At 65.0% G+C, this 22,220-nt stretch carries 22 protein-coding genes; 11 read left to right on the top strand and 11 right to left on the bottom strand.

The genetic code is table 11. From position 1 onward, the window contains the following. Nucleotides 1-167: 167 nt before the first annotated feature. From AC3WLX_RS10565 to AC3WLX_RS10550, 4 genes are all read right to left on the bottom strand, one after another. On the bottom strand, nt 168-824 hold the full coding sequence (locus AC3WLX_RS10565) for a DsbA family protein (protein ID WP_492335787.1): 657 nt from the start codon (nt 822-824) through the stop codon (nt 168-170). A gap of 127 nt (nt 825-951) precedes the next feature. After that, nucleotides 952-1,449 (bottom strand): DUF721 domain-containing protein, encoded by a 498-nt coding sequence (locus AC3WLX_RS10560; protein WP_291624884.1) that lies wholly within the window; start codon nt 1,447-1,449, stop codon nt 952-954. A 10-nt stretch (nt 1,450-1,459) separates the two neighbouring features. Continuing rightward, a complete protein-coding gene (locus AC3WLX_RS10555; RefSeq protein ID WP_492335786.1) occupies nt 1,460-1,780 on the bottom strand; it encodes a HigA family addiction module antitoxin in 321 nt (106 codons plus the stop codon). Next, nucleotides 1,755-2,036 carry a type II toxin-antitoxin system RelE/ParE family toxin gene (locus AC3WLX_RS10550; RefSeq protein WP_291624888.1) on the bottom strand — a complete coding sequence of 94 codons (282 nt, stop codon included), beginning with the start codon at nt 2,034-2,036 and terminating at the stop codon, nt 1,755-1,757. The genes AC3WLX_RS10555 and AC3WLX_RS10550 overlap by 26 nt, the downstream gene beginning before the upstream one ends. 82 nt (nt 2,037-2,118) lie before the next feature. On the opposite strand from AC3WLX_RS10550, the gene mutY reads away from it, so the two are divergent. Further along, nucleotides 2,119-3,228, top strand: a complete 1,110-nt coding sequence (gene mutY, locus AC3WLX_RS10545; RefSeq protein ID WP_492335785.1) for an A/G-specific adenine glycosylase — start codon at nt 2,119-2,121, stop codon at nt 3,226-3,228. 3 nt (nt 3,229-3,231) lie between these two features. Here mutY and AC3WLX_RS10540 read toward each other — a convergent pair whose 3' ends face one another. After that, nucleotides 3,232-4,980: a sensor domain-containing diguanylate cyclase gene (locus AC3WLX_RS10540; protein ID WP_492335784.1), complete on the bottom strand. Its 1,749-nt coding sequence runs from the start codon at nt 4,978-4,980 to the stop codon at nt 3,232-3,234. Between the two features lie 251 nt (nt 4,981-5,231). Between AC3WLX_RS10540 and AC3WLX_RS10535 the strand changes: the two genes are divergently transcribed. Then, complete coding sequence (locus AC3WLX_RS10535; protein ID WP_492335783.1) at nt 5,232-5,651, top strand: PaaI family thioesterase; 420 nt, start codon at nt 5,232-5,234, stop codon at nt 5,649-5,651. A gap of 31 nt (nt 5,652-5,682) precedes the next feature. Here the strand turns inward: AC3WLX_RS10535 and AC3WLX_RS10530 are convergent, their stop codons facing one another. Beyond that, nucleotides 5,683-6,960, bottom strand: coding sequence for a flavin-dependent oxidoreductase (locus AC3WLX_RS10530; RefSeq protein WP_492335782.1), 1,278 nt, complete (start codon nt 6,958-6,960; stop codon nt 5,683-5,685). 127 nt (nt 6,961-7,087) lie between these two features. On the opposite strand from AC3WLX_RS10530, the gene AC3WLX_RS10525 reads away from it, so the two are divergent. Further along, nucleotides 7,088-7,708: a glutathione S-transferase family protein gene (locus tag AC3WLX_RS10525; protein WP_291624899.1), complete on the top strand. Its 621-nt coding sequence runs from the start codon at nt 7,088-7,090 to the stop codon at nt 7,706-7,708. 107 nt (nt 7,709-7,815) lie between these two features. Here AC3WLX_RS10525 and AC3WLX_RS10520 read toward each other — a convergent pair whose 3' ends face one another. Beyond that, a complete protein-coding gene (locus tag AC3WLX_RS10520; protein WP_492335781.1) occupies nt 7,816-8,736 on the bottom strand; it encodes a LysR family transcriptional regulator in 921 nt (306 codons plus the stop codon). A gap of 91 nt (nt 8,737-8,827) precedes the next feature. Here AC3WLX_RS10520 and AC3WLX_RS10515 point away from each other — a divergent pair, with 91 nt between their 5' ends. From AC3WLX_RS10515 to AC3WLX_RS10495, 5 genes are all read left to right on the top strand, one after another. Continuing rightward, nucleotides 8,828-9,271, top strand: coding sequence for a nuclear transport factor 2 family protein (locus AC3WLX_RS10515; RefSeq protein ID WP_492335780.1), 444 nt, complete (start codon nt 8,828-8,830; stop codon nt 9,269-9,271). Nucleotides 9,272-9,276: 5 nt separating this feature from the next. Next, complete coding sequence (locus AC3WLX_RS10510) at nt 9,277-9,663, top strand: YjiS-like domain-containing protein (protein WP_492335779.1); 387 nt, start codon at nt 9,277-9,279, stop codon at nt 9,661-9,663. Continuing rightward, on the top strand, nt 9,602-10,186 hold the full coding sequence (locus AC3WLX_RS10505; protein WP_492335778.1) for a biliverdin-producing heme oxygenase: 585 nt from the start codon (nt 9,602-9,604) through the stop codon (nt 10,184-10,186). Before AC3WLX_RS10510 ends, AC3WLX_RS10505 begins: the two co-directional genes overlap by 62 nt. Next, nucleotides 10,183-12,729 (top strand): HWE histidine kinase domain-containing protein, encoded by a 2,547-nt coding sequence (locus tag AC3WLX_RS10500; RefSeq protein ID WP_492335777.1) that lies wholly within the window; start codon nt 10,183-10,185, stop codon nt 12,727-12,729. The genes AC3WLX_RS10505 and AC3WLX_RS10500 overlap by 4 nt, the downstream gene beginning before the upstream one ends. Before the next feature lie 259 nt (nt 12,730-12,988). Further along, nucleotides 12,989-14,998, top strand: coding sequence for a methyl-accepting chemotaxis protein (locus AC3WLX_RS10495; protein WP_492335776.1), 2,010 nt, complete (start codon nt 12,989-12,991; stop codon nt 14,996-14,998). A gap of 57 nt (nt 14,999-15,055) precedes the next feature. Here AC3WLX_RS10495 and AC3WLX_RS10490 read toward each other — a convergent pair whose 3' ends face one another. Both AC3WLX_RS10490 and AC3WLX_RS10485 read right to left on the bottom strand, forming a co-directional pair. Further along, complete coding sequence (locus tag AC3WLX_RS10490) at nt 15,056-15,736, bottom strand: glutathione S-transferase family protein (protein ID WP_492335775.1); 681 nt, start codon at nt 15,734-15,736, stop codon at nt 15,056-15,058. A 261-nt stretch (nt 15,737-15,997) separates the two neighbouring features. After that, nucleotides 15,998-17,128, bottom strand: a complete 1,131-nt coding sequence (locus tag AC3WLX_RS10485) for a site-specific DNA-methyltransferase (RefSeq protein WP_492335774.1) — start codon at nt 17,126-17,128, stop codon at nt 15,998-16,000. Nucleotides 17,129-17,559: 431 nt separating this feature from the next. On the opposite strand from AC3WLX_RS10485, the gene ypfJ reads away from it, so the two are divergent. Further along, nucleotides 17,560-18,492, top strand: coding sequence for a KPN_02809 family neutral zinc metallopeptidase (gene ypfJ, locus AC3WLX_RS10480; protein WP_492335773.1), 933 nt, complete (start codon nt 17,560-17,562; stop codon nt 18,490-18,492). 152 nt (nt 18,493-18,644) lie between these two features. Further along, on the top strand, nt 18,645-19,208 hold the full coding sequence (gene moaB / locus AC3WLX_RS10475) for a molybdenum cofactor biosynthesis protein B (RefSeq protein WP_492335772.1): 564 nt from the start codon (nt 18,645-18,647) through the stop codon (nt 19,206-19,208). A 213-nt stretch (nt 19,209-19,421) separates the two neighbouring features. On the opposite strand, the gene AC3WLX_RS10470 is transcribed toward moaB, so the two are convergent. Continuing rightward, nucleotides 19,422-20,381 carry a bifunctional helix-turn-helix transcriptional regulator/GNAT family N-acetyltransferase gene (locus tag AC3WLX_RS10470; RefSeq protein WP_492335771.1) on the bottom strand — a complete coding sequence of 320 codons (960 nt, stop codon included), beginning with the start codon at nt 20,379-20,381 and terminating at the stop codon, nt 19,422-19,424. A 63-nt stretch (nt 20,382-20,444) separates the two neighbouring features. Then, a complete protein-coding gene (locus tag AC3WLX_RS10465) occupies nt 20,445-21,020 on the bottom strand; it encodes a glycosyltransferase family protein (RefSeq protein WP_492335770.1) in 576 nt (191 codons plus the stop codon). 316 nt (nt 21,021-21,336) lie between these two features. Between AC3WLX_RS10465 and AC3WLX_RS10460 the strand changes: the two genes are divergently transcribed. Then, nucleotides 21,337-22,179 (top strand): RMD1 family protein, encoded by an 843-nt coding sequence (locus AC3WLX_RS10460; protein ID WP_492335769.1) that lies wholly within the window; start codon nt 21,337-21,339, stop codon nt 22,177-22,179. Nucleotides 22,180-22,220 lie beyond the last annotated feature (41 nt).

Below are 22,220 nucleotides of genomic sequence, written 5' to 3'. Positions count from 1 at the left end.
ATGGAAGGCATGTCGCTATCCGGGGCGAGTCGCGCGAGGCGCCTCATGCGGCTGGACAATGGCCGCGCTATGCCGCGAGGGCAACCGGCGAAAGCCGCTTTTCCCAAGGGATTTATGCCGGCAACGATCGGGCTTTCGAGATGCGAATCAGAGTCTTGACGAGCGAATCAGCTCTTCAGGAGCGGATTGATCTTCTTGGCGAACTCCTCGAACGAGGTCTCGCCCTTGATCTTCTCGCCGTTGATGAAGAAGGTCGGCGTCGAATCCACCTTGAGCACGTCGCTGGCATATTTCTGGTCGGCGGCGATCTTGTCGAGCAGCGCCTGATCCTTCAGGCAGGCCTCGACCTGCGCTTGCGTGAGGCCGGCCTGCTTGCCGATCCGCGTCAGGGTCTCCGTGGTGTTCTTCATCACCCAGTCGCTCTGCTGGCGGAACAGCATGTCTGTGACCGCGAAATATTTCGGCGCGTCGTCCTTGGCGATGCAGCGCGACAGCATCGAGCCCGCGGCGGCTTTGATGTCGAGCGGGAATTCGCGGAAGATGTAACGCACCTTGCCGGTGTCGATGTATTCCGTCTTGATCTTGGGGAACACCTGCTCGTTGAAGGTCGCGCAATGCGGGCAGGTCATCGAGGCGTATTCGGTGATGGTGACGGCGGCATCCTTCGGGCCGAGTGCCATGTCCGGCAGCGACACCGGCTTGGCCACATCGGCGGCCGACTGCGCCATCGCTTCCGAGATCAACCGCAGCGGCGAGAGCCCGGCGAACGCGGCAAGCCCGGTCAGCGACAGCATCGTGGTGAAGACGCGGCGGGTGATGATCAAGGTCGGCTCCCGGGATTGGCAGGGTATCGCCCGAGGTTCCCCTTCGGACGGCCTGTCGCTAGCTTGAAACGTCGTTTGAGGCAATGGCGGCGCTGCGGACTGGTTCAGTTTGGCCGCAAAATGAGGCTCAATTTCGCTTGATGGCCGCCCCGAGGCGCGCCAGCGCCGTCTTCAGTTCTTCATCTTCGATGCCGGTCAGGTTCTCGGCCACCTTGGCGACGGCCTTGGGGTCCGGCGGGCCGGGCCGCTTTCGGACTTGGGGCCGCGACAGGGGGGCCTGGCGGAAGGCCAGCTTGCCGACCGCGCTCCAGCCGAAGAAGCGGTTGACCCGCTCCAGGATCACGTCGGCGGAATGCTGGATCTCCAGCGCCATCGGCCCCTCGACCCGCAGCACCAGCGTTGCCGGCTCCTGCGGCTGGCCCTCCACCGGCCGCGGCCATTGCATCTTGAGCGGCTCGGCATGGGCCGCGATCTCGGGCCCCGCAATCTGCGCCCACCGCGTCACCAGCTCGCGCGCCGCAAAGCCCTGCTTGGCATAGGCTTCGGCAAAGACGTCGTTGAGCAGGATCCCGAGCGGTTTCGCGCTGATGGGGCCGGGTTTGAAGATGGGACCGGGTTTGGACATGAGGCGTCCGTTATGCCGCGGCACGAGGCCGGATGGCCTTGAGGTCGCGATCGATCTCGCGCCGCCGCTGCATCAGATCATAGTCCATCTGCAGACCCAGGAAAAAGCCCTCCGACAGACCGAAATAGCGGGCGAGCCGCAGGTCAGTGTCGGCGGTAATGTCGCGCTTGCCGAGGACGATCTCGTTGATCCGCCGCGGCGGGACGTGAACGGCCCGCGCCAGCGCGTTCTGGCTCAGCTCCATCGGCTTCAAAAACTCCTCCAGCAGGATCTCGCCGGGATGAGGATTGCGGAGGAACCCGTTCCTAATGGTAGTCGACGATTTCGACATCTCTCGGTCCTCCTTCATCCCACACAAAACAGATGCGCCACTGATCGTTGATCCGGATCGAGTGCTGACCTTCGCGGTCGGCTTTCAGGGCTTCCAGCCGATTGCCCGGAGGAACCCTAAGATCCGCCAACAACCGCGCCTGGTTCAACAGGCGCAGCTTTCGCAAAGCCACATTTTGAATGTCAGGCGGCAGTCTTCGACTTCGCCGACCGGACCAGATCAACTCTGTCTCGGCGTTGGCGAAGCTCTGGATCATGTCTGTGTATAACGCAAGGCGTTATAGCGTGCAACGGTCGGTCGCGCTGGCCACAGGCAGGATCCTCCTCTAGTAAAGGTGCATGCTCTCCACGACTGCGCGCAAGAAGGAACGGAGTACGGCGTCGTCGGCCCGCCCGCTCGCGCTCCTGCAATGGTACGACCGCCATCGCCGCCGATTGCCCTGGCGCGCCGCGCCGGGCGAGGCGACCGATCCCTACCGCGTCTGGCTGTCCGAGATCATGCTCCAGCAGACCACGGTGAAGGCGGTCGGTCCGTATTTCGAAAAGTTCGTCGCGCGCTGGCCTGACGTCACGGCATTGGGGCGAGCTTCGCAGGACGACGTACTGCGGATGTGGGCCGGGCTCGGCTATTACTCGCGGGCGCGAAACCTCCATGCTTGCGCGGTCGCGGTGATGCGCGAGCATGACGGCGTGTTTCCGGACACCGAGGAGGGGTTGCGCGCGCTGCCGGGGATCGGGCCCTACACCGCTGCCGCGATTGCGGCGATCGCGTTCGACCGCCGCACCATGCCGGTCGACGGCAACATCGAGCGCGTGGTGTCGCGGCTGTTTGCGGTCGAGGAGGAACTGCCCCAAGCCAAGCCGCTCATCCAGCAGCTCGCCGCGACGCTGCTGGCAGATTCTCGCGCCGGCGACGAGAAGTCTCGCGCCGGCGACAGCGCGCAGGCGCTGATGGATTTGGGCGCCTCGATCTGCACCCCGAAGAAGCCGGCCTGCTCGCTCTGTCCGCTGAACGAGGACTGCACCGCGCGTGCGCAAGGCACCCAGGAGACGTTTCCACGCAAGGCGCCGAAGAAGAGCGGCACGCTCAGGCGCGGCGCCGCCTTCGTGGTCACGCGCGGCGACGAGCTGCTGGTCCGCTCGAGGCCCGAAAAGGGCCTGCTCGGCGGCATGACGGAGGTGCCGGGCTCCGACTGGCTTGCCGGCCAGGACGACGCGGCGGCGAGGCAACAGGCGCCCGAGCTGAAGGGGCTGTCGCGCTGGCAGCGCAAGGTGGGCGTCGTCACCCACGTCTTCACGCATTTCCCGCTCGAACTGGTGGTCTATACCGCGAAGGTCGAGGACCGCACCCGCGCCCCGGCGGGCATGCGCTGGGTGCCGATCGCGACTCTGGCGGATGAAGCGCTGCCTAACGTGATGCGCAAGGTCATCGCGCATGCGCTGGACTGAACGTCAGGCGGCGCGCGCGGCGCGTTCGTCGGTCGCCGGCATCAGGAAGGTGCGGTTACGTCCCGTTTTCTTGGCGACATAGAGACCCTGGTCGGCGCGCTCGATGACGTCCTGCACGTCGCGGTCGCTCTCGTCGAACAGCGCGAGCCCGACCGAGACCGTGATCGGGATGACGATATCGCCATGGCGCACCGTCGCGCTCTCGATTGAGGTCCTGATGCGATCGGCGAGCAGCACCGCGGTCTCCTGGTCAATCTCGCGCAGCAGCACCACGAATTCCTCGCCGCCGAAGCGGGCGGCTTTGTCGGTGGTCCGGATCGACTGGCCGACGATCTCGGCGACGCGCTTGATGGCATCGTCGCCGGCGGCGTGACCATGCGTGTCGTTGATCTTCTTGAAGTGATCGATGTCGATCATCAGCGTCGCCATGTTGCGCTTGTAGCGGCGGCAATACGCGACGGCGTCGTCGGCGACGGTCAGGAAGGAGCGGCGGTTCATCAGGCCGGTCATGAAATCGGTGTCGGCCAGCTGGCGCAACTTGAGCATGTCCTCCTGGAGCTGCATCGCATTCTCGGTCGCGCGCAGCTCGGCCTCCTTGGTGCGCTCCTCGGCAAGCCCGATGCGGCGCAGCAGCGAGCGCAGCGCGCGTGACAGCTGCACCACTTCCGCCGAGCCGCTCTGTCGCGCAAGCATGGTCAAGCCATGGGCGCGTCCGATGCGATCGGCTTCCCGCGTGATGGCAATGATCGGGGCCGCGATCCGGCGCGAAACCAAAGCAGCCAGCGACAGCGCGATCAGCGCGGTTGCGGCACCGATCGCCAGAATCGCCCACGCCGATGACATTGCCGCCTTGAATGCCACGCTCGCCGGCCGGCTCGCGGTAACGATCCAGTTCAGGCCCTGATAGTCGCGGTGACCCCTGCCGACATGGAACGCCGTCAGCATCTGCTCGCCGTTCTCAATTTCCCTGAATGTGCCGGCGCCGGCTTTCACTATGCCCGCAAGCTCATCCCCGCCATAGCGGATGGTCTCTCTCTGCGGGCCCAGCAGGACCATGCCACCCTTACTGAGAATCGACAACGTCGCGTCGGCGTTTCCATCATTGTCCGCGACGTCCTTGATCAAGGTGCTTGCCCAATCCCAGTTCAGGTGACCCCCGAGCACGCCGAGCAGATTGCCGTTGGTGTCACGTACGGGAACAGCGATATCGACGAAACGGTAGGGCTCCTTATTGGCGCGCTGGGGTAACAGCGAGGACAGAAGCACGGCTTCATGGACGTCGTCGACTGCGACTTTCTCCAGGCCTTGCCTGAACCAGGGACGCGCGGCCACGGACCTGCCTTGCAGCAGGCCGCCAGTGTCCGCTACCACATTGCCGTTTGCATCGGCGAAACCAATCCAGGCAAATTCGGAAAATGAACGCTGGAGGTTCTCGAGCGAATTGCGCAAGGCGGCCGGATCACCCAGCCACTGTCTTTGCATTGGCTGCAGTTCCGCGAACAGCTTCATCTCCTGCTGGCGCGTCGCCATGAAACGATCGAGCCGCCCCGAGGCCGTTGATGCCGTTGCGGTCAGGCTCTGCTCGATGAGCGCGGCGGTGTTTCTGTAACTGATGAGCGCGGCGCCGGCTGCCAGCGTCCCCACGAGCACGATGGACATGGCCGCAACGGCCGCGGCGATCTGCGTCCGTACTGTGAGATGGTCTTCAAACGCATGCAGGCGGTTCGCGGCCTGCTGCAAGAGGGATCGCATGGAAAGGCTCCGGTATCGCCGTCGCTTTTCCCAAGAGGTAATTTCCAACCGCTTACCGCGGGATTGTCCGATTGGATCGTATTGAACCGATCGTGAAATCGCGTGGTTGATGCGCGCTTAACGGCGCGTGGGCCGCAGCGAAGCCACACAATCTTCGATGGTTTCCCCGGAGTTTCGCGATGCGGGATCGAGGCTGCTGACATCAAGCTGTCAGCAGCGTTGCGCTATCAATGCAGGCGACGGGGTTCCACATGGTCAAGACCGCGCTCGACAACTTTCCGAGGCCTCCCTGCGCCGAGCTGCTCGGCTGGCGCCTGCTCGATGCCCGTCCGGAGGAGGGCTGGATCAGGCTCGGCTTCGAGGCCAAGCCGGAATTCTGCAATCCGGCCGGCTTCATCCAGGGCGGCATGCTCTCGGCCATGCTCGACGACACCATGGGCCCGGCGGTGCTGGTGATGAGCGAGGGCCGGCTCTACACCACCACCATCAGCATGACGGTGAACTTCCTCACTCCGGCAAGGCCCGGCCCGATCATTGGTGAAGCAAAGGTGACCCAGCTCGGCAAGACAATCGCCTTCGTCGAGGCCAGGCTGATGGCCGAGGACGGCACGCTGCTGGCGACGGCAAGCGCCAGTGAGCGGCTATTGGAGGCGGCGAGGGTGGTCAAGTGAAGCGGGCCCGAGCCGCTTTTGAGCGAGCGCATCACGCCCCTGCCCGCGCGTCCTTGCTCACGATCGGCGGCTTGGCGTTCAGCGCTTCCACCTGGAATCCCGCGACGCGCTTGTAATTGGCGGCGATGTCTTCCAGTTCCTTTTGCGACAGCACGTCGGTGACGACCTTGTATCCGTCGGGCGCGCGCTCCTCGACCAGCTGCATCACCTGCTCGGGGCCGTTCTTGCGGTTGAGCAGGACGAGGTCGGTGGTCGCGGGCCGGCGCTCGGCTTCATAGGCGAGCAGGGCGGCTTGCGTCGGGCCATGCGCGAGAATCTCGCGGGTGATGACACGTGCGTCGAGGATCGCCTGCGAGGCGCCGTTCGACCCGATCGGGTACATCGGGTGCGCGGCGTCGCCCATCAGCGTGACCTTGCCGAAGGTCCATTGTGCCACCGGATCGCGGTCGACCAGCGGATATTCGTAAGCATGCGGGCAGGCCTTGATCAGCCCGGGCACGTCGAGCCAGTCGAACGTCCAGCTCTCGAACCAGGGCAAGAACTCTTCCAGCCGCGCAGTGCGGTTATAGTCCTCGCGACGCCACTGATAGGTCGGCGGCATGTGGCGCTCCGCGACCCAGTTGATCTGATGGTTGCCGTTGGCATCCGGTTCTTTCGAGATCGGATAGCAGACGAATTTCAGGATCTCGTGACCGGCCATGATCATGGTGCGGCCGGTGAGGAAGGCTTTCGCCGGCGTGACGCCGCGCCAGAGGATGCGGCCGTTCCAGATCGGCGGGCCTTCATCGGGATAGAGCTTTTCTCGTACAGCGGAATGGATGCCGTCGGCGGCGATCAGGATCGCGCCCTCGTAGGTCCCGGCCGCTTTGCCGGTCGCCTTGTCGATGAAGTTGGCGCGCACGCCGTTTGCGGTCTCGGTCCAGCCGGTCAGATGATGGCTGGTGAGGATGTTATCGCGGCTGAGCCGCTCGACCGCTGTGTCGAGCAGGATCTGCTGGAGGGTGCCGCGATGGATCGAGAATTGCGGCCATTTGTAGCCGGCTTCCAGCCCGCGCGGCTCGCTCCAGATCGGCTTGCCGTGCTTGGAAAAATAGGCGAGCTCGCGCGTCCGCACGCCGCTGGCGTCGAGCTTGTCCAGCAGCCCGAGCTCGATCAGCTCGCGCACCGCATGAGGCAGCACGTTGATGCCGACGCCGAGCGGCTTCAGTGCCGCAACGCTCTCGAACACTTTCACGGGAACGCCGATTCCGTGCAGGCTGAGCGCAAGCGTCAGCCCGCCGATGCCGCCGCCGGCGATGAGTACGGTCATGAGATCCCCCTCCGATTGCAGGCGTCTTGGCACAGGCGGGCAGCGGTGGGCAACTGCGAAGAGACCGCGATGCTATGGACCTGGAGGTCTCCAGCCGTTAACTTCCGGTTTTCCCATGAGGTCCGACATGCTCAAGCTCTACTACGCCACCGGCACCTGCGCGCTCGCCACCTACATCACCCTGGAAGAAGCTGGCGCCGACTACGCGGCCGAACGGCTGAGCTTCAAGGACAATCAGCAGAACAGCCCGGACTATCTCGCCATAAACCCGAAGGGCCGCGTGCCGGCGCTGGTGACCGATCGGGGCGTCCTGACCGAGACGCCGGCGATGCTGGCCTACCTCGCGCAAGTGTTCCCCAAGGCGAAGCTCGCGCCGCTCGACGACCCCTTCGACTTTGCCCAGGTGCAGTCGTTCAACTCCTATCTCTGCTCCACCGTTCACATCAACCACGCCCACAAGATGCGCGGCGCGCGCTGGGCGACGGAAGAGAGCTCGTTCGCCGACATGAAGGCGATGGTCCCGAAGACCATGGCCGCCTGCTTCAAGCTCATCGAGCAAAAGATGTTTCGGGGACCCTGGGTGATGGGCGAGCAGTTCACGATCTGCGATCCCTATCTCTACACGCTCTCGACCTGGCTCGAAGGCGACAGTGTCGACATCAACGCGACGCCAAAGATCGCCGACCACTTCAAGCGCATGTCGGACCGCCCGGCCGTCGCAAAGGTGATGGAAGCTCAGAAGGCGTAAGGGCTCTTGTAGGGTGGGTTAGATGCGCAGATGCGCAAAGCGCATTTGCGCAGCGTAACCCACCGTGCATCGGCAATCGCAACGAAGTTGGTGGACTACGCCTTCGGCTAATCCACCTTACGACCCCTCTCCAATTCCCGTCCCGTCTCCAGCATCAGCCGCCGCAGCCAGATCGAGCCGGGGTCCATCTGCGCGCGGGTCGGATGGAACATGAACTGCTCGTCGATGCCGGGGTCGAGCGGCGGCGTCACCGTGACGAGGCCGAGCTGCTTCGAGAGCGCGGCGATCAGCCGGCGCGGCACGAAGGCGACGAGGTCGGTGCGGGCGGCGACGTGCAGCGCTTCGAGATAGCCCGACACCACCAGCGAAATGTGCCGCTCGATGCCTTCGGTCCGCAGCCAGGTGTCGATGAGATCCTCCGCATTACCGCGGATGATCACGCCGACATGGCGCGCGGCGAGGAAGGTCTCGCGCCGCTTCAGCTTCGCGGCCATGGGGTGGCCGCGCCGGACCGCCAGCGCATCGCTGTCGGTATAGAGCAATTGCCGGTGAAAGCCCTTGAAGGCGTTGCCGATCGAGATCACGAGGTCGATGGTGCGGGCGAACTCGGCGTGGAAGATCGCAGGCCCCCGCCACGGCACGACGTCGATCCGCATGTTGGGCGCGGCCTTCGTCACCTTCTCCATCAAGGGCGGCATCAGCAGCTCGACCGCCAGGTCCGGCATCATCAGGCGGAATTGCCGCTCGCTGCGTGGGGCGTCGAAATCGTCAGGCACGAACAGTCCGCGCACCTGGTCGAGCGCCTGAGCGAGCGGCGCACGTAAGGCCTGGGCTCGCGGCGTCAACTCCATGCGCGCGCCGGTGCGCACCAGCAGCGGATCGCCGAAGATGTCGCGCAGACGTTGCAGGGCGTGGCTGGTGGCCGGCTGCGACAGCCCGATGCGCATGGCTGCGCGGCTGACATTGGCCTCGCGCAGCAGAGCGTCGAGGGCCGTCAACAGATTGAGGTCGAGCGAATGCAAATTCATCAAGCGAATATATATCATACTCTCTATCGATTTGAAGAATGCTGACGGCCAGACGATGATCTCCGTATCGCCACTCCACGGAGATGCCGTCATGAGCGCTGCCACCAACAAGAAACTGATGCAGGATATCTTCGCCGCCGCCGCCAATCCCGATCCGGCCGCGCGCGATCGCGCCCTGTTCACCGCAAGCCTTGCCGAGGATGCCAAATGGGTCGTGACCGGCCAGTACTCCTGGTCACGCACCTTTTCCGGCAAGGAGGCGATCCTCAACGACCTCCACGGCTATGTGCGGACCCGCCTGCGCGACCGCACGCGCACCGTCGCGCACCGCTTCATCGCCGACGGCGACATGGTCGTCGTAGAGGCCAAGGGCGATAACGTCACGCCCGAGGGCGTGCGCTACGACAACGACTATTGCCTGGTGTTTCGTTTCGAGAACGGCAAGATCAAGGAAATCCGCGAGTACTGCGACTCGATCCTGACCGAGAAGGCGCTCGGTCGCTTTCCGGAGGCGTCGGTGAGGACGGCGAGCTGAAGGGAATGGGTGCCACCTCCGCCGGCCGCTTTCGTCGTGCCGAAAGGGCGAGGGGGGTGCGGGTCTGGCGAGCATTCGTCGAGATGGTCGGCGCCAGGCGCGAAAGGTCCCGCGCCCTTGCGCAACTCGTTGCCATGACCGAGCGGGAACTCCTGGACTGCGGGATGACCCGGGGAGATCGCCTACGAGCTGCGAAAGCCCCGGCGGCGGAAACAAAGGGGAGGACGGGCCCGCCGCCCTGGGATCCTGGTGGAACTTTTCAGGGCGGCGGACGTTTCTTTCGCTTCCGGGGCAATTGCGCCCCCGACACCGGGCGCGTCTGGAAATTGCATGCTTGTTGGGGTTTCGAACGTTGCGACACAGGTCAACCCCGGCTTCTCTGGATTTCGTGAGCGATTGAGAGATGCGACTGCGGCTGCGCACCGGGAACTCGATGCGCAGCTTTCGTCGTTCGATCTCACCGTTCTGGCGGGCTACCGCCGTTTTCTCCAAGCCAGCGCCGGCGCGCTGCTGCCGCTCGAAGCCGCCCTCGTCGAGGCGGGTGTCGCCGACCTGTTTCCGGACTGGCCGGAGCGCACGCGCAGTGCCGCGATCGCGGCCGATCTCGGACGGCTCGGCAGCGACGCGCAATCCACCGTCTCGGTGCCGCCGCTCACCCCCAGCGGTATGCTCGGCGCCATGTACGTGCTCGAAGGTTCCCGGCTCGGAGCCAAATTCCTGCTCAGGGAGCTCGCGGACGCCACCGACCCGCGCATCACGCAAGCGACCAGCTATCTCCGCCACGGTGCGGGCAAGCGCCTCTGGCAGAGCTTCCTGTCGACGCTTGAAAGCGAACGGTTCTGCGACGAGGTCGAAGCGATCGCGGGAGCGCGCATCGCCTTCGCCGCGTTCGAGCGGGCGGCGGACTGCGCATGAACGAAGCCGTCGATCTCACCAATTGCGATCGCGAGCCCATCCACGTTCCCGGCAGCGTGCAGCCTTACGGCTTTCTGCTCACGGTGCTCTCCGATTTAACGATCTGCATGGCGTCTGAGAATGCCGGCAGCTTCCTCGCGACCGAAGTGGCCGATCTGCTCCAGCAGCCGCTGTCGCGGGTTTTTTCCGAAGCTGCCGTCGAGACCATCCGCCGCCACGTCGACCATTTGAGCGGGCCGGATGCGACCGAGCGCCTGTTCGGCATCGAGATCCAGACTGGCAAGCCGCCATACGATCTCTCGATCCATTTCTCCGGGGTCTATCTTGTGATCGAGGCGGAGCCCAGCGTCGAGGAGCCCGGTGTCAATTCCGGTGAGCTGGTCCGCCTGATGCTGGAGCGGATCCGCAAGACGCGCGGCATGGACGAACTGGCACGGGAAGCCGCGCGCCAGCTCAAAGTGCTGACCGGATTCGATCGCGTCATGGTCTACCAGTTTCATCCGGACGGGTCCGGGGAGGTCATCGCAGAGACCGCGCAAGCAGGACTCGAATCCTTCCTCGGCCTCCATTATCCGGCGTCCGACATTCCCCGGCAGGCCCGCATCCTCTATCAGCGCAACTGGCTGCGCATCATTGCCGACATCAACGCCAGGCCCGCTGCGCTGGTCTCCACGCCCACGCACAACGCCGGTCTGCTCGATCTTTCGATGAGCGTGTTGCGATCGGTCTCGCCGATCCACATCGAATATCTGCGCAACATGGGCGTCGCCGCGTCGATGTCGGTGTCGATCCTGCGCGAAGGCAAGCTGTGGGGCTTGTTCGCCTGCCATCATTACTCCCCGCGCTATATCTCGTTCGAGAAGCGCACCGCGGCCGAGCTGTTCGGACAGATGTTCTCCTGGATCGTCGAGGGACGCGAGCGCGAGGGCGATGTGGCCTATGAGGCGCGAGCTCACCAGGTCCAGGAGCGCTTGATCGAAATCGCGGCCTCACACGAGCACAGCCGGCGTGCGATCGTCGACTTTCTCGGCGACTATCGCAAGATGATCGCGTGCGACGGCGTCGCGGTCTGGTCCGACAACAAGATCACGCTCGAGGGCGAGACGCCCACAGAAGACGAGGTGAAGGACCTCGTTGCCTTCATCAACAGGACGTCGCCGGGACGAATCTTCGCCAGCGCCGAGATTGCCAAGGTCTATGCCGCCGGCCAGGCCTTCCGCGACCGCGCTGCAGGCTTTCTCGCCATCCCGATCTCGCGAACCCCGCGCGACTGCCTGATCTTCTTCCGCCGCGAGGTTACGCGCTCGGTGAACTGGGCAGGCGCCCCCAACAAGGTCTACGACGAGGGCCCGAACGGGCCGCGGCTGACGCCGCGCAAGAGCTTCGAGCTCTGGCAGGAAACGGTGGCCGGCCAGTCGAAGCCGTGGTCGGCGGCCGATATCCGCATCGCCGAGAGCCTGCGCGTCACGCTGCTGGAGGTGATCCTGCAATTGTCCGACCTCGCCGCGCGCGAGCGCCGTGGGGCGCAGGAGCGGCAGGAGTTGATGATCGCCGAGCTCAATCATCGCGTCCGCAACATCCTGAGCCTGGTGCGTGCGCTGGTGGCGCAGAGCAAGGACACCGCGACGAGCGTGGAGGAGTTTGCCAGCGTGCTCGGCGGCCGCATCCAGGCGCTGGCCCGTGCCCACGATCAGATCACCAACCTGAACTGGGCGCCGGTGGCGCTGCGAACCCTCGTCGAATCCGAGGCCGGCGCCTATCTCGGGGCGCGCGCGGGCCGGGTGAAACTGGGTGGACCGGACGTCGCGCTTGATCCCAAGGCGTTTGCCACCCTCGCCCTCGTCGTGCACGAGATGATGACGAACTCCGCCAAGTACGGCGCGCTCGCCGATTCCACCGGGAATGTCGAGGTGGTTTGGCGCCTCGATCCCGCGTCGAGCCTCGTGATCGAATGGAAGGAAAGCGGCGGCCCGCCGGTGCAGCCGCCCACGCGGCGCGGCTTCGGCACCACGATCATCGAGCGCTCGGTGCCGTTCGATCTCAAGGGCGATGCCGAAATCCGTTTCGATCTTCTGGGAGTCCAGGCGAAGTTCGTCATTCCCGCCAATTTCGTTGAACTTGTGCCATCAATTGCAGGAGCCGCCATGCGGATCGAGGAGCAGCAGGCCAACCGTCCGCGGATTTCGGAGACTGCGCTGATCGTGGAGGACAATCTGATCATCGCCATGGCGGCCGAGGTCATCCTGCTCGATCTTGGCGCCCGCCACGTCGACACCGCCGCGAGCGTCGACCAGGCACTGCGCTCGATCGAGCGCACGCGGCCGAGCTTTGCTCTGCTCGACCTCAACCTCGGCAGCGAGAGCAGCATCAAGGTGGCGCAGAAGCTGAAGGAAATCGGCGTGCCCTTCATCTTTGCAACCGGCTACGGCGAACGCGCGCCTCTGCCGGCGGAGCTGGCCTCGGTGCCGGTCGTCCAGAAGCCGTACACGCTCGAAGTAGTCGAGCACGCCCTCGGCAAACTGCAGCGGGCCGGCGCCGCGTGAGCGTTGGCATGCAGCGCTCTGCATGACGCTGCGCATTGGCGTGCAAACTCTGCATAGCTGCCGAGAAAAACAGCAGGTTTCGTGCCGCCCGATCTCAATCGCGCGAAAAATTTGAAGGTTCAATTAACGAGTGTCCTCCATTGTGTCGCGGCGCAGCGTGGGTCGCGAGAATGCGACGCGCGGCTGCCGGGGTGGCCGGTCATGATCGCCGGAATCGTTCGGCCGCCCGAAGTGGAATGCATCTGGGTGGACAGTGGGAATGCCGAAATTTCGTTTGCGGATCAGGGGACGCCTGTACGCAGGCTTCATGGCCCTGGTGGCGGTCGGTCTCGTGATGGCAGTCGTTGCCATCTGGAATTTGCGGGACGTGCAGGATCAGGTCGCAAGACAATCCGCCCTCTCGGACAGCACGGCGCGGGTGCTGGAAATATCGGCGCATCTCCAGGCGATCCAGCGGGCCAACCTGCGTTACGTCTACGACGCCAACGAGTCCGCGATGAAGGAGGCCTCCGAGCGGGAGACCGCGGCGACCGAACTGCTGCGGGTCGGCGCCAAGGGGACGATCTCGGAGCAGCGGCGCGCGCTCTATAACGGCCTCATCGACGACATTGCCAAAATGCGACGCCTGCGTGACAATCTCGGCGACGCCGTCAACGAGACGAGAACGGGCAAGGCGACGCTGCTGCCGAGTGGCGAGGATCTGGCCACCAAAACGAACAAGCTCGTCGACGTGGCGCGCGCCGCCGTCGATGAAGATACCGCCTCCCTCGTCGCGGATCTCGAATCGCGAATCCTGCTCGTAAGGATCGTAAACTGGCGTTTTCTGGCCCTTCGCGATGCCCAGGGCCCTGCGACCTTCAGGGCGAGCATCGACAGGGCATTGCAACGGCTCGGGGCACTCGAAAAGAGCCCGCAGGCGGCCGTGTTGCGCGCCACGCTGGCGCCGGTGAAGACCTCGCTTGAGACCTACAAGACGGCGTTCGAGACCACCTCTGCGGCGATGCTCAAGGCAGACGAGATCTACCACAAGGACCTCGCGCCCCTCATCGCCGACAGCATCGGCAGGCTCAAGGTCGCGGAAGCGACGCTGAAGACGGACTATCAGGCATCGCGCACCACCGCCGAGGCCGTGATCTCCGGCACGACGACCGTTCAGGCGATCGCCGGTGGCCTCGCCATCCTGTTCGGCGGCCTCGTCGCCTTCCTGATCGCCCGCAGCATCGTCGGTCCCCTGACCTCGATGACGGGTGCGATGGGGCGGCTTGCCGGCGGCAATCTCGAGGTCGAGATTCCCGGCCGCGGCAGGGCCGACGAGATCGGCGACATGGCCAAGGCAATCCAGGTGTTCAAGGACAACATGATCGAGACCGAGCGCATGCGCGCCGAGCAGGCCGAGCTCGAGGCGCGTCAGGCCGAGAACCGCAAGAAGGACATGGCCCGGCTGGCCGATCAGTTCGAGCAGGCCGTGGGTGAGATCGTCAACACGGTGTCATCGGCGTCGAACGAGCTGGAAGCCTCCGCGGGCACCTTGACCACCACCGCCGCGCGCGCTCAGGACCTCTCGACGGAGGTCGCCAGCGCCTCGCAGGAGGCTTCGGCCAATGTGCAGGCGGTCGCCTCGGCGACCGAGGAGCTTTCGTCCTCGGTCTCCGAGATCGCGCGCCAGGTGCAGGAATCCGCCCGCATCGCCACCGAGGCCGTCGGTCAGGCAAGCCGGACCAACGAGCGCGTCGGCGCGCTCTCCAAGGCCGCCGCGCGGATCGGCGACGTCGTCGAGCTGATCAGCACCATCGCCGGCCAGACCAACCTCTTGGCGCTGAACGCCACGATCGAGGCGGCCCGTGCGGGCGACGCCGGCCGCGGCTTTGCGGTGGTCGCTACCGAGGTCAAGGCGCTCGCCGAGCAGACCGCCAGGGCCACCGGCGAGATTGCCCAGCAGATCTCCGGCATCCAGGCCGCCACGGAAGAATCCGTCGGCTCGATCCGGGAGATCAGCGGCACCATCGAGCGGCTGTCGGAGATTGCGTCGACGGTCGCTGCCGCCGTGGAGCAGCAGGGCGCCGCGACGCAGGAGATCTCCCGCAACGTCCAGCAGGCGGCCCAGGGCACGCAGCTCGTCTCGACCAACATCGGCGACGTGCAGCGCGGCGCCTCCGAAACCGGATCGGCCTCCTCGCAGGTGCTGTCGGCGGCGCGTTCGCTCTCGGCCGACAGCAACCGGCTGAAGCAGGAGGTGGCCAAGTTCCTGGGCTCGGTGCACGCCGCCTGAAGGCAAAGCCAAGAGGCCACGCGCATGCGCGTGGCCTCGACGTCGAAAGTGACGTGATCAGGCGACCTTGGTCGTCATGTGCTTGAACATGTTGGCGCGCGCCTCGTCGTCCATCTCGGCCTTGAAGGTGAACTTGTCCTTCAGGGCGATGGCGCGCGCCGCCGCCGGGCGCGCCGAAATCTCGTCGACCAGCCGCTTCACGTTCGGGTATCGCGCAAAGGCGTCGTCGCCGAGCTTGAACGGTACCATGCGCGCCCAGCCCCACAGCGCCATGTCGACGATCGAATAATCGTCGCCGACCATGTAGCGGCGGTCTTTGAGGTGACCGTCGAGAATCCTGTAGTGGCGATCAGTCTCGTACTGGTAGCGGTTATGGGCGTAGTCGTGGTTCTGGTCCTTCGGCGCAAAGTGCTTGAAGTGCACGGCCTGGCCCGAATACGGCCCGACGCCGCTGGCCACGAACATCAGCCAGGACAGCAATTCGGCGCGGTTCGAGGGCAGGAATTTTCCGGTCTTCTCGGCGAGATAGAGCAGGATGGCGTTCGAGTCGAACACGATCGTCCCATTGTCGTCGATCGCCGGCACCTTGCCGTTCGGATTGACCTTGAGATAGTCCGGCGCGAACTGCTCGCCCTTGCGGGTGTCGACCTTCACCGGCTCGTAGGCCAAGCCGGCCTCCTCCAGAAACAGCGCGACCTTGGTCGGATTCGGCGATCCGTTGAAATAGAATTTGAGCATCACATATCTCCCTGTTGTCTCTTGCGCGCGAGTTGCGGCGTCCTTCGCCAAACATTGTCTTGCCTGAAGGCGACGCACGAGAGCAACCGGCGAGTTTGCCAGGCGTTGTCTGCGCGCTACGCAGATCAGGCGGCGTAACAAAAGACCGATTGCCGCCGTAATGACCGTCGCCGCGCCGGTCTCCTCACAGCGGCGGCATTCAACCTTAGTTGTCATTCCGGGCTCTCGCTTCGCGAGCCCCGGAATGACGGAGGAGGAGGCCTACTCCGCCGCCATGCCGGCGCGGATCTCGGCGCGGAGCTCGTCGATCAGCTTGAGGCCCTTCTTGGTCTCGACGTGCCAGAAGGTCCAGCCGTTGCAGGCCTGCGCGCCTTGCGCCACCGCGCCGATGCGGTGGATCGAGCCGACCTTGTCGCCGAGCATGATGGCGCCGTCGGCGCGCACGAGGGCGCCGAGCTTCTTCTTGGCGTCGAACAGCTTCGTGCCGGGCATGATCATGCCGCGCTCGATCAGCTCGGAGAACGCGACGCGCGGTGCCTCGCGCGCGGTCATGAACGGGGCGAGGCTCTCCTCCGGCAGCGGTTCGACCCTGGCGATACGCGCTTCCGCGGCCTTGGCGTAGGTCTTGTCGCGTTCGAAGCCGATATAGGAGCGGCCGAGGCGCTTGGCGACGGCGCCGGTGGTGCCGGTGCCGTTGAAGGGATCGATCACGAGATCGCCGGGCTTGGACGAGGACAGCAGCACGCGCGCCAGCAGGCCTTCCGGCTTCTGGGTCGGATGCACTTTCTTGCCGTCGGCGCCCTTGAGACGCTCCTCGCCGGTGCAGAGCGGGATCAGCCAGTCGGAGCGCGCCTGCACGTCCTCGTTGGCCGCCTTCAGCGCCTCGTAGTTGAACGTATAGCCCTTGGCCTTCTCGTCGCGCGCGGCCCAGATCATGGTCTCGTGCGCGTTGGTGAAACGGCGGCCGCGGAAATTCGGCATCGGGTTGGTCTTGCGCCAGACGATGTCGTTCAGGAGCCAGAAGCCGAGGTCCTGCATGATCGCGCCGACGCGGAAGATGTTGTGATAGGAGCCGATCACCCAGATCGTCGCCGACGGCTTCATCGCGCGGCGGGCGGCGAGCAGCCAGGCCCGGGTGAAATCGTCGTAGGCGGCAAACGAATCGAACTTGTCCCAGTCGTCGTCGACGGCATCGACGTGCGATTCGTCGGGGCGCTTGAGATCGCCCTTGAGCTGGAGATTGTAGGGCGGATCGGCGAACACGAGATCGACCGAACCTGCCTGCAGCTTCGACATCTCGGCGACGCAATCGCCGAGGATGATGCGATGCGAGGCGGACTCAAAATTTGTGCGGGGCGCCCTTGCAGACGCCCCGCGACGCGACTCTACCATGACTCAAGAACTCTGACTCAGGCGACGCTGTCGGCGACGCGGGACCAAACAACCGACTGGCCGTTACATTGCAGGGGCAAAGTAAAAATCGACTTAATCCGCTGCTTTCGTGAGCGATCCTCGCATCATCGTTCGTGCATCATTTGTCGTGCGCATTCGCCTTGTTTTGCAGTGTCTTTCGTGCCTGTGAGGCTCGCGGGATCGATCGTGGCGGCAAAAAGGCTGCAAATTTCTCTCGGAAAAATCTGCTCCGTCCTCGGAAAATTTTGCTGGCACCGACCTGCTGTCGCACTAGGCAATTTTTGCCGGCCACGATATTGATAAAGGCAACGGAAATTTTACGTATGTGGCGCGTTGAGCTTTCGCGCTGGTGCGCGCCGTCGAAAACTGAAGTCGAAAACTGAATCAGGGACCCCAGAGGAAAGGCCGCCATGCGCTACGATGACTTCCGCCGCAGCGACGACATCGAGGATCGTCGCGACGAAGGTGGCGGCGGCGGAGGCGGCGGGTTCGGCCTGCCCATGGGCGGGGGAGGGCTCGGCATCGGCACCATCATCATCCTCGGCCTGGTCGGCTACGCCTTCGGCATCGACCCGCGCATCCTGATCGGTGGCGCCGAGATCCTTACCGGTGGCGGCCATGCGCCGACCTACCAGACCGACCGCCAGGCCTCCTCGGGCAAGCGCGGCGCGCCGACCGACGAGATGGGCAGCATGATCTCGGGCATCCTCGGCGAAATCGACGACCGCTGGACCGAAATCTTCCAGGCCAACGGCCAGACCTATACCGGTCCCAAGATCGTGCTGTTCCGCAACGCGACCAATGGCGGACGCTGCGGCATGGCGCAGTCGGCCATGGGGCCGTTCTACTGCCCGCCCGACCGGACCATCTTCCTCGACACCGCCTTCTTCCGCGAGGTCGAGACGCGCTTTCGCGGCTGCTCCGGCAAGTCGGCGTGCAGTTTCACGACCGCCTACATCATCGCGCACGAAGTCGGCCATCACATCCAGAATCTCCTCGGCATCATTCCGCGCGTGACGCGGCTGCAGCAGCAGGCCGGCAGCAAGGCCGAGGCCAACGCGCTGCAGGTGAAGGTCGAGTTGCAGGCCGATTGCCTGTCCGGCGTCTGGGTCAATCGCGAGGCCAAGAAGCGCCCGAACTTCCTCGAGCCCGGCGACATCGAGGCCGCGCTGACCACGGCGAGCGCCATCGGCGACGACACGCTGCAGCGGCAGGCCACCGGCCGCGTCGTGCCTGACTCCTTCACCCACGGCTCGGCGGCGCAGCGCAAGCAATGGTTCATGACCGGCTACCAGCAGGGCACGGTCCAGGCCTGCAACACGTTCGGCGCGGGAGCGCTGTAGTTATCCGTCATCCTGAGGTGCTCGCCTCTTGGCGAGCCTCGAAGGATGACGAGCCCGTGGCCCATCCTTCGAGGCCCGCCCTGCGGTGCGCTCGCACCGCAGGGCGGGCACCTCAGGATGACGGCGGTGGTTGAGGAAGCAGGAGTGAGGTCATGGCCTCCATCGACGAATCCAAGCAGTTCATCCCGCTCAACATCGCGGTGCTGACGGTGTCCGACACGCGCGCGCTCGCGGATGACAAGTCCGGCCAGACCCTGGTCGATCGCCTCACAGCGGCGGGCCACCACCTTGCCGCGCGCGAAATCGTCACCGACGATGTCGAGACGATCCGCGACGTGATCCGCCGCTGGATTGCCGACAGTGGCATCGACGTCGTGATCACCACCGGCGGCACCGGCTTTACCGGACGCGACGTCACGCCGGAGGCAATCGAGCCGCTGTTCGAGAAGCGCATGGACGGCTTCTCGATCGCGTTTCACATGCTGAGTCATGCCAAGATCGGCACATCCACGATCCAGAGCCGCGCCACCGCGGGCGTCGCAGGTGCGACCTACATCTTCTGCCTGCCGGGCTCGCCCGGCGCCTGCCGCGACGGCTGGGACGGCATCCTGGCGGCCCAGCTCGACTACCGCACCCGCCCCTGCAACTTCGTCGAGATCATGCCGCGCCTGGACGAGCATCTGCGCCGGCCGAAGGCGCAAGGCGCGACGGTGTGAGCGCGGGCAGTTTCGTCCCTTCCCCCTCATGTCCGCCGAAGCCTTGGCGAAGGCGGATGTGGGAGAAGGTGGCGCGAAGCGCCGGATGAGGGGTTCTCTCCGCGCGCACCAATGCTTGTGGAGACATACCCCTCACCCAAACGAGCTTGCGTTTGCTAGTTGACCGCAAGGGGAGAGGGCGCAGCAACGCGCATCTCGCTCGCTGCAAGATCGTCAGAGATCCCGCTCCCACGTCTCGCCGATCAAGTCCTGCCCGAAGCTGTGATGCGGCTCCGTCGCCACCAGCTTGAATCCAGCACTCTGATAGATCCCGCGCGCGGCAACCAGGATGCTCTGCGTCCACAGCGTCATCTTGCCGTAGCCCCGCTCACGTGCGCCCTGGATGCACTGCTCGACCAGCGCGCGGCCGACGCCGAGCCCCCGTGCCTTCTTCTCCACCTGCAACAGGCGGAGCTTGGCGATGTCGTCAGTGGCCTTCACCAGAAACACCGAGCCGACCGGCTCGCCACCGACCTCCGCAATCCAGCAGTGCTCGCGCGCGGGGTCGTAGTTCTTGATGAACTGCGCGCAGATCTCGGCGACCAGCGCCTCGTAGCTGATGTCCCAATTGTAGTCCGCGGCGTAGGCGGCAGCCTGCCGGGAGATCACCCAGCCCATGTCGCCGACGCGATGACTGCGGAGCATGAAAGCGGCGGGCTGATTTCGAGGCGGCTCCAGCACGGCCTCGATGGTCGCCATGGCCTGCGTCAGCCGGCTCGCATCGCCGGGCGAAAGCCGAGCCAGCATTGCGGCGACCTCGTTTTGCGAACTCAGGTTCAGCTTGGCGAAGGCCTGCCGGCCCTTGGCGGTGAGGCTGAGCTGGTATTGCCTGCGATCTGCGGGCAGGGGCTTTCGCGTGATCAGCCCCTTCTCGTCGAAGCTCTGGACGATGCGGCTGAGATAGCCGGGATCGAGACCGAGCTCGCTTCCGATCTCTTTAGCCGCGAGGTCGTCGCGCTGCGCCAGTTCGTAGAGCACGCGCGCTTCGCTGAGCGAAAACGCGCTGTTGCCGAGGTGCTGGTCGAGTACGCCGAGTTTGCGGGTATAGAAGCGGTTGAAAGCGCGGACCGCTGCGATGGGGTCGGAGGCGTCCTGAACGGACGCCGTGCTCGACTGTGAAGATGTCGACAGCATGGGATCACCTCAATACTTGCCATTGTCAATTAATTATTTGACATTGGCAAGCGTATCGGTGGTTCAGCCGGTCATGACGATCCGGCTGCGGAGCATGGTCCGGGACGACCGCCCGAGCCGCCGCAGCAGCCGCGCCTCGGAATGGCGGGCGTGGGGCGGGTAGCCGCCGATCCGGTCGTAATGATCTCGTGCGATCAGCAGCCCCTGGTCGCCGAGGGGACCGACGAGGTGGCGAGCCACGGCCCAGAGCACGTCGCGCAACGCGGTATTGGCGTAGGGCGAGCGCGCATAGCGGAACACCGCGGCACGATCCCGGCCGCTGGTCGCGACGGCCTGGATAAACTGGGTGGTTTCCTCGATCCACCCCGTCTCCAGCACGGCGCCTGCGGGGAGGAACATCAACCACGGCGATCGGGCCTGGAGCGCGCCGGCGGCCAGCGCCGCGCCTTGCGAGGCACCTTCCAGGCCGATGAAGCGGCATCCCGCGACGTCGGCGACGCGCTCGATGACGCCGTTGCGCGTGCCGTCGACGAGAATGACTTCCCGGATGACGCCGGCAGCGGCGCCCGGGACCAGCGCGGCGAGGGTTGCGACCGCCGTCTGCTCGACGCCTTCGGTCGGAATGATGACACTCAGCATGATCGAGGCTTCAATGTCCGCAATTCGGGAGAAGCGTAGCGCTGCATGCGGCTGTCATAAACCCGTAGCGTGGCCGAGTGCAACTTTCCGGCGGTGCCGCGGCGTGCGATGGTAAACCGCAGCAGGTCATTGCAGCCTAATGTGTCCTGCGCGGCCGGTAATTTTGCCGAATGTTTCGGCACAAGTCCCACCCGGCGGCATTGGCCCGAGTGCCTCATGGCGACATCGCGCTGCGAAGGCACTTGGTCGCTTGCGGATGCGGGTTGCAGGAAAAGTCGAACGAAATGTGTGATCTTGCTCGCGGGAGACGCTTCATATGAACGCCGATCATCTCGCCGTTGGCACCGCGCCAACATCGCCGAAGCAAGAGGCTGCGCCGACCCTGCGGATCCGTGCGCTGATGCTGGGCGACCGCATCAATGCGTCCGGCCTCGAGATCGGAACGCTGGTGTCCTCGACGCCGGCCGCCTTCCGTGTCCATGCCGGTCTTGCCGTGATCTTTCGCTACGGCGTCGTCGTGCTGATCGGGCTGCTTCCGTCCGAGGAGAAGGTTCTCATCGACAACCTGAAATCGCGGGTGACCGGAGAGCTCAGCCCGTACGAGGAGGAGATCGCGCAGGCGCAGCTCTGCCACGACGAGGCTGCCGAGGCGATCCAGCCCGGCGGGCCGATTTGCCTTGCCAAATTCTCCGATGACCGCCTGCTGCTGGTTGCGGATGCGCTCGCCAAGAGCACGTCGCTGGCGCGCGACGAGCGGCGCGTCGCCGCGGTCTTCGACGTGATCGAGCCGTTTGCACGCGAGCTCGCCGAACACGGCCGTACGCCGCAACGGCGCAAGGGCATCCTGCAATTGATCGGCAACGCACTGCTGGTGCAGCAGCGGGTCGCCGGCCGCGTCGCCATCGCCGAGAAGCCCGACGTGCTCTGGGAGAAGCCCGAGCTCGATCGGCTCTATTCGCGCCTGGAGGACGAGTACGAGCTGAAGGAGCGCCTCGACACGCTCGAGCGCAAGCTTGCGGCGGTGTCGGAGACCGCCAACGCGCTCACCGACATCATTGACACCCAGCGCTCGCTCCGCCTGGAAATTGCCGTCGTGGTGCTGATCCTGATCGAGGTCGCGATGGGGACTTTTCAGCTCCTGACCGGCCGCGGCCACTAAGCATGATCCGAAAAGATCATGAGGCGCGACGGCGATTCATC

This window comes from Bradyrhizobium sp. FW305-F6, from assembly GCF_058782905.1.
The sequence above is the reverse complement of the archived record's forward strand: the minus strand, read 5'-3'. Positions and strand labels throughout refer to the sequence as shown.

What these genes read in the sequence shown, in the direction of transcription:
- AC3WLX_RS10560 (WP_291624884.1), bottom strand. Translation starts at nt 1,449, where the DNA reads ATGTCCAAACCCGGTCCCATCTTCAAACCCGGCCCCATCAGCGCGAAA.
- AC3WLX_RS10555 (WP_492335786.1), bottom strand. Translation starts at nt 1,780, where the DNA reads ATGTCGAAATCGTCGACTACCATTAGGAACGGGTTCCTCCGCAATCCT.
- AC3WLX_RS10550 (WP_291624888.1), bottom strand. Translation starts at nt 2,036, where the DNA reads ATGATCCAGAGCTTCGCCAACGCCGAGACAGAGTTGATCTGGTCCGGT.
- mutY (WP_492335785.1), top strand. Translation starts at nt 2,119, where the DNA reads ATGCTCTCCACGACTGCGCGCAAGAAGGAACGGAGTACGGCGTCGTCG.
- AC3WLX_RS10540 (WP_492335784.1), bottom strand. Translation starts at nt 4,980, where the DNA reads ATGCGATCCCTCTTGCAGCAGGCCGCGAACCGCCTGCATGCGTTTGAA.
- AC3WLX_RS10535 (WP_492335783.1), top strand. Translation starts at nt 5,232, where the DNA reads ATGGTCAAGACCGCGCTCGACAACTTTCCGAGGCCTCCCTGCGCCGAG.
- AC3WLX_RS10530 (WP_492335782.1), bottom strand. Translation starts at nt 6,960, where the DNA reads ATGACCGTACTCATCGCCGGCGGCGGCATCGGCGGGCTGACGCTTGCG.
- AC3WLX_RS10525 (WP_291624899.1), top strand. Translation starts at nt 7,088, where the DNA reads ATGCTCAAGCTCTACTACGCCACCGGCACCTGCGCGCTCGCCACCTAC.
- AC3WLX_RS10520 (WP_492335781.1), bottom strand. Translation starts at nt 8,736, where the DNA reads ATGAATTTGCATTCGCTCGACCTCAATCTGTTGACGGCCCTCGACGCT.
- AC3WLX_RS10515 (WP_492335780.1), top strand. Translation starts at nt 8,828, where the DNA reads ATGAGCGCTGCCACCAACAAGAAACTGATGCAGGATATCTTCGCCGCC.
- AC3WLX_RS10510 (WP_492335779.1), top strand. Translation starts at nt 9,277, where the DNA reads ATGGGTGCCACCTCCGCCGGCCGCTTTCGTCGTGCCGAAAGGGCGAGG.
- AC3WLX_RS10505 (WP_492335778.1), top strand. Translation starts at nt 9,602, where the DNA reads ATGCTTGTTGGGGTTTCGAACGTTGCGACACAGGTCAACCCCGGCTTC.
- AC3WLX_RS10500 (WP_492335777.1), top strand. Translation starts at nt 10,183, where the DNA reads ATGAACGAAGCCGTCGATCTCACCAATTGCGATCGCGAGCCCATCCAC.
- AC3WLX_RS10495 (WP_492335776.1), top strand. Translation starts at nt 12,989, where the DNA reads ATGCCGAAATTTCGTTTGCGGATCAGGGGACGCCTGTACGCAGGCTTC.
- AC3WLX_RS10490 (WP_492335775.1), bottom strand. Translation starts at nt 15,736, where the DNA reads ATGCTCAAATTCTATTTCAACGGATCGCCGAATCCGACCAAGGTCGCG.
- AC3WLX_RS10485 (WP_492335774.1), bottom strand. Translation starts at nt 17,128, where the DNA reads ATGGTAGAGTCGCGTCGCGGGGCGTCTGCAAGGGCGCCCCGCACAAAT.
- ypfJ (WP_492335773.1), top strand. Translation starts at nt 17,560, where the DNA reads ATGCGCTACGATGACTTCCGCCGCAGCGACGACATCGAGGATCGTCGC.
- moaB (WP_492335772.1), top strand. Translation starts at nt 18,645, where the DNA reads ATGGCCTCCATCGACGAATCCAAGCAGTTCATCCCGCTCAACATCGCG.
- AC3WLX_RS10470 (WP_492335771.1), bottom strand. Translation starts at nt 20,381, where the DNA reads ATGCTGTCGACATCTTCACAGTCGAGCACGGCGTCCGTTCAGGACGCC.
- AC3WLX_RS10465 (WP_492335770.1), bottom strand. Translation starts at nt 21,020, where the DNA reads ATGCTGAGTGTCATCATTCCGACCGAAGGCGTCGAGCAGACGGCGGTC.
- AC3WLX_RS10460 (WP_492335769.1), top strand. Translation starts at nt 21,337, where the DNA reads ATGAACGCCGATCATCTCGCCGTTGGCACCGCGCCAACATCGCCGAAG.